Origin of the sequence: Pediococcus damnosus, from assembly GCF_001437255.1 — a bacterium.
In the GTDB taxonomy this organism is placed as follows: Bacteria; Bacillota; Bacilli; order Lactobacillales; family Lactobacillaceae; genus Pediococcus; species Pediococcus damnosus.
In genome coordinates this window covers 1-5,360 of sequence record NZ_JQBD01000105.1, presented here as the reverse complement: position 1 = coordinate 5,360, position 5,360 = coordinate 1, and the positions used below count along the sequence as shown (strand labels likewise).

6 protein-coding genes and 1 pseudogene are annotated in these 5,360 nt (G+C 33.6%); all 7 read right to left on the bottom strand.

Annotation, left to right across the window (positions count from 1 at the left end; genetic code table 11):
• Positions 1-88: 88 nt before the first annotated feature.
• The gene (locus IV84_RS09430) at positions 89-364 is read right to left on the bottom strand and encodes a hypothetical protein (RefSeq protein ID WP_008212490.1); all 276 of its coding nucleotides are present in this window, start codon (positions 362-364) and stop codon (positions 89-91) included.
• Positions 365-366: 2 nt separating this feature from the next.
• Positions 367-1,416 carry a ParM/StbA family protein gene (locus IV84_RS09425; protein ID WP_056986538.1) on the bottom strand — a complete coding sequence of 350 codons (1,050 nt, stop codon included), beginning with the start codon at positions 1,414-1,416 and terminating at the stop codon, positions 367-369.
• Between the two features lie 132 nt (positions 1,417-1,548).
• Positions 1,549-1,983: a hypothetical protein gene (locus tag IV84_RS09420; protein ID WP_056986536.1), complete on the bottom strand. Its 435-nt coding sequence runs from the start codon at positions 1,981-1,983 to the stop codon at positions 1,549-1,551.
• 291 nt (positions 1,984-2,274) lie between these two features.
• Complete coding sequence (locus IV84_RS09415) at positions 2,275-4,653, bottom strand: type I restriction-modification system subunit M (RefSeq protein WP_081036104.1); 2,379 nt, start codon at positions 4,651-4,653, stop codon at positions 2,275-2,277.
• 60 nt (positions 4,654-4,713) lie between these two features.
• Positions 4,714-4,908 (bottom strand): hypothetical protein, encoded by a 195-nt coding sequence (locus tag IV84_RS11245; protein WP_236699025.1) that lies wholly within the window; start codon positions 4,906-4,908, stop codon positions 4,714-4,716.
• A gap of 21 nt (positions 4,909-4,929) precedes the next feature.
• A pseudogene (locus tag IV84_RS11445) lies at positions 4,930-5,040 on the bottom strand (DUF536 domain-containing protein); the annotation flags it as partial.
• A gap of 93 nt (positions 5,041-5,133) precedes the next feature.
• Positions 5,134-5,360 (bottom strand): helix-turn-helix domain-containing protein (locus IV84_RS09405; protein ID WP_155515919.1); only part of this gene is annotated, 227 nt, incomplete at its 5' end.

Sequence of the window (5,360 nt, the reverse complement as noted above, 5' to 3'; positions counted from 1 at the left end):
TTCCAATGGCTGGGATTATCCAAAAGACAATGAGGCTGGCAAACAAAAATATAACACTTATTGGAATTCCCATAACAAGGCCCTCTTTCTAAATATCATTGTCTGAAAATGCATTAAATCCTCCTTGCAACCGTTCTTTGGAACTAGAAGGCTTTTCTACGCCATTTTTAGGTGCTTCTGGAGCTTTTAGTTCATCTTTAACATAAGGATCACCTTGAGCCTTTAACCGTTCAATTTCGTGAATTAAAGCGGTTTTAACAAGGGTGGTTTTAGGAATTAATGATTTATCAAAGTAATCAAGGATTTCTTTGTCGACAATTTTCTCGGGATTTAGTCGGACGTTCAAGGTTTTAACTTTTCCCATGATTACTTGCTCCCTTCGTTTTGAGCTTGTTGACTTAATCCGTACTTATAAAAGCCGTTAACATTAGCAACTTCTGTATTTTTAACAATAACTGCGTTAGTGAAAGTAGTATTCAAGATTTTTTGGTTAAGCAAATTGGCTCCACCACCGGTAAAGAACAAAGTATCAATACTATTAAGGTTCTTTAACGTTGAAGTTACATTAGCAACTAAGCGCCGGGTAAACCGGTCAATTTCCTTGCAAACCAAATCAGTAATATCATCTTGACGATTTTTAGAAAAGCGATAACTCCAATGATGTTGCTGGTTGCCTTGCCGTAAATCTTTTTCTAATTGATAAAGGCTAGTATCACCATTAATCCCGTTGGCAATGGCTTCATATAGATCATTTACGCCGGTATTAAATTGATGGCGGTTTTTGCCACTTAGCTCAAAGTTTAAAATCGTATCAATTAAAATTGTGCCACCACCTACATCAACAATGCCAACTTTTTCGTCTAGTAAATCTTTGTTCTTGATAAAGCCCTCACCATCTAATAGCTCGTTATATAAGGTGCCGATTGGTTGGGGCAAAATATAAACTTTACGAACTCTTACCGTCACGATTTTATCGTCAATAGTAACTTGGTGTTGGCCCTCTAAGACTTTTAATAAAGCTTTTAATTGTCCTTGGTCAGCATAATCTCCAGTTGGAAGTCCAGCAGTGACGACTACTTCTAAAACTTGATCTTTAGCCGCTTTGAAATCACTTGCTAGTAATCCCAGCGCAAAATTGGCTAGTAATTTAAATGCTTCACTATTGTATCGAGCACCATACATGATTGTATCCGCTAAATATTCGTCAAGGTGAAGTCGGTCAATATCTCGACCCCACACGTACTTATCGTCGCTAAAAGGGACTGAATAAGTGTGTAGGTCATTATTCATTGTAGAATTGCCAACCGACATCGGCATGTCTGCTTGATTTAAATATCTTGAAGGCAGCACATATTCAGCTTTGCTGCTTTTTAATTTTGTCTGTTTGTTTCCTAAATCTAAGCTAAAAATATCCATAAGGCACTCTCCTCATTCTGCATTGCATTTTGTATATTAAGAATACCACATTAGGCACAAAATACAATCAAAAAGCGTTATTTTAATTGCAAATGAAGTTAACTGCATTACAAAAAGTGATCCTTTGCCTACTTAACTGTGCTTTCCAAATTGCCACCAATGTTTCTTTTTGACAATTTTTTGTTCAATTTGCTTAGCTTCAGTTTTCTTATCCGCCAAACGTAATTGTTGTTCATGCTCTAGTAATGCCTGTTGTTTTTCCAATAATTTATGCAGTTGCTCGATTTGGTCTTTATAGTCATCTAATTGTTTTCGATCCTCTTGTATTTGATCTTTTAAATACTCAATTAAGGGGGTTGAATTGTTTAAAGCGGATTTTAAAGCACTTGACGATTCGTTTAAATTATCGACTTCAAAATGCTCTTTTATAAGCTTTTGACCCTTTGAGTTTATTTTCAACGAACCATCAACAGTTGAAAATTTCCGTTTAAAATCTTTGTCAATAAACTGGTAGATAGCTTGTTTGCTAACACCAATTTCCTTGGCTATTTGCGCAATTGTTTTCATTGTTTCACCACTTTTTATAAAAATTTTTAATTCAAAATTTGATCAATTGTTCAAAAGCCTCTAGTTAAAATTACTTGTATCAATTACGTTCTTGAGCAAGATTCAATTCTGTTCTTGCATTTTTTAGACGTTCACCAAATTTTATAAATACCCTTCTGATTTCGAAATAATTATGCTGATGAAACGTAAAAAGAGCAAGCAATGATTCTATGCTCGCTCTTTTATAGACGCTTTTTGATAGTTATAAGCCCTAATAAAAATCTCCTTTTCTATATTTTAAAATCGTAGGGGCTACAAGTTAAACAAATTATTTAATTTAGTAGTTGCTTCCCATATCATGTTGGCCGCATTTAAAACAGTCTTCGATTTTTTCTCTTTATTTTCCATAGTTAGCATTTGAATTGGTATTTGTATTTCTTTCAAAGAATCTTTACTAATTCTTGCCCTCGATGAAGAAGAACCAGTGGATTTTAAGAGTATGCTTTGGGTTATATTTTTTGATCTAAGTATAGGAATAATTAAATATTTTTCATTTTCAGAAAGATAGGGATTACTTTTCCAACTAAGCAAATAAACTTCATTAGATATGCAGATAGATCCCCTTATACTCGAGGGGATAACACCAATACGCCTTTTGCGTGGATTAATTCTAGTAAAGTATATCCCCCTAGAAGGTATCATTATTAGTGATGAACTATTTATACTTTTACCCTTAATGTTGTCTACCCGCTGAAGAGCACCATGTTCATCCGAAAAATAAGGCACTTGAACATATTGATATTCTTCTTCTGAAATCAACTTTTCAGATGGTTGTTCTACATCGAATAAATCTCCTAAAGATATGGTGCTTTTTGAAGATATTTGATTAACAATACTCAAATATTCACGTCCATCTAAACGTTCAGATGAAACATCTTCTGATTTAACCCAAGCAACGTCACTTTTACCAGCTTTTTTAATGCCTTTAAAGTAATTTTTCCTACTTTCAATAACTTTAGGGAAGTCATTTTCTGGAATCTCTTTGAATGTAGATTTCCCTGTATCATATCCAATATTTGTTAAATTACCAACAAATACATATTTAGGCTGGCTAACATTTTGGCCCTTCTTTATAACTTCAATAATTGCTGTCTTTGAAGCAGACCTGCCAAATGGCTGAAAGGTACCGGCCGGAAGAGAGAAACTAGAAGATAAATAACTTTTTTCCAATAGCCACTTTCTAAATGGATTATATGTTTTTACATTTAATAATCCCTCTGGTAGAACAATAAAAAGTCTTCCTCCAGGTTTAAGAAGTCTTAGGGATTTTTCCACAAATAGAATATCTAATTCTTGAGACTTACGTCCGATACCTTGTTCATATTTTTTTAAAACATTTTCATCAAAATATTTAGTTGTGAAGGGTGGATTTTCTAATACAATATCAAAAAAATTTTCAGGCAAAAAATTAGTTTTCAACGAGTCACCTTGATAAATATTATTCCACCCATCTCCATGCATAATTAAATTGATTTTTGTGAGAACATGTAAATCGTAATCTGCTTCTTGACCCCATATGTTTTTTTGAACTAAATACTTTTCAGCCTTAGCATAAGCGTTTTCCGACAAGTGACTTTCTTTTAATCCTTTATTTACATGCGTAAAAGCCTTAATTAAAAAGCCACCAGATCCCGCTGCTGGATCTACAAAAACATCATTATACGTTGGATTAGCAAGCTCTACGATAAAATCAACAATAGTCCGAGGCGTAAAATATTGATCAAATTCTCCTCTTAAAGTAGCCTTTAAAAATATTTCATAAACAGCGCCCTTAATATCATCACCCGTTCCAAGGAAAGAATAAGGCTCAATCTTTCCTATGACATGTAATAATGCATCGTTATTTTGTATAAGAAAATTGTCATCGCCTTTGGCATAAATACCTGGATACTGTTCTTTTGCTTCTTTAAATAATTCTTTAAAAATACCAAGTTCGCTTATCTTACTATTATTTATTTTAGCAGCGTCATGTAGCCATTTAACTGTCAATCTGTTTTTCGATTTATCAACTATTGCTCTGCGTTCTTCGTTCATTTTGACTAATAATATCTTGGTCATTTCTTTAAAAGATTGATCCGAACGAATTAGTGCTTGATTTTCAATTATTTTTTTACAATCGGCTATGACTTTAAATAGATCCTTTGCATCTACGATGGTTAATAAAGTACTTTTTACTTCTCTAATTTCAAAATCTGTAAGGATTCTAGCAGATTTACTTTGAATTAATGCAATTAATTCATTTTTGGACGGAATTGAGGAAATATCAGAACCAATTATAGTGTCACTTCCCACCAGATCTATGCCATTTGTAGCAAAGCCATATCGTGCTGGCGGAGTTTCAATCAGCTTAGCATATGATAATGATTGCAGTAGATCTTTTTTGCTGAGAGTCTTTTTTGGCTCTTTAGTATCAATAACAATTTCTGTTCGACCATTTATAACAATTTCTATATCTGAAAATATGGTTACAGATTTTCGCCCAACTTGAACCTTTATAGGATTTTCAAACCTCATTTCTTTTTCACTATATCCCAATTTTTTTAGATAGGGCATAATTACCTTCATTTTCACATCCTCTTCAGAATGTAAATCAACTTTGGATGAATATTCAAATAAATCAGTGTTTGCCAATAGTAATAATCTCCCCTTATTCTTGATTTAAAATTAAACATATAATTTACTTTTGTTAAACTAACGCCAAAAATGCCACCAGCTTCTATTAGTTCTACTTTTATTTGTTTTTCTTGGATTATCGCTAGATTCAATAATTTTTTCTTTTGCTTGCTTGTCATTTCTTTTCGGGCTATTACTAAGACTACCATTCAACAAGCTGTCTTTATTTTCATTTTCTTGTCGTTTTTGAACCAATTTAGAAGTTTCAATCATGTCATTTAATTCTCGCACGTGTTCCTTTAATTGATGATTTTCTGCAACAGTCGCCAACTGTAATTTTTGCTGCTGATCTAAGGATTGTTGTAAATTTGCAATTTGCTGATCTTTAACATTAAGCTGCTTCAGTAAGATATGATCAATATTTTCGTTCTTTTCGTTCTCATAATTAAAGATAACTTTATGTAATTACTCTTAATTATAAGCTTATCTCATATAATATCATCTTTGAACCTTAAATTTTTTCCGGTAACGAATAAAGGTGGTCCGCTTAATGCCGGTCGTTCTGGCAATGTCCGCGTCACTCATACCGGTTTGGTAGAGTTGAAAGGCATGCTGCAGGCGGGGATCGTCTTGGGTGTATTGGGGTTTGCGCCCATGATATTTCCCCTGCTGCTTAGCTAAGGCAATCCCTTGCTGCTGGCGCTCAATGATTCGCTTACGTTCAC

Coding starts and splice junctions, on each gene's coding strand:
- IV84_RS09430 (WP_008212490.1), bottom strand. CDS start 364: ATGGGAAAAGTTAAAACCTTGAACGTCCGACTAAATCCCGAGAAAATT.
- IV84_RS09425 (WP_056986538.1), bottom strand. CDS start 1,416: ATGGATATTTTTAGCTTAGATTTAGGAAACAAACAGACAAAATTAAAA.
- IV84_RS09420 (WP_056986536.1), bottom strand. CDS start 1,983: ATGAAAACAATTGCGCAAATAGCCAAGGAAATTGGTGTTAGCAAACAA.
- IV84_RS11245 (WP_236699025.1), bottom strand. CDS start 4,908: ATGATTGAAACTTCTAAATTGGTTCAAAAACGACAAGAAAATGAAAAT.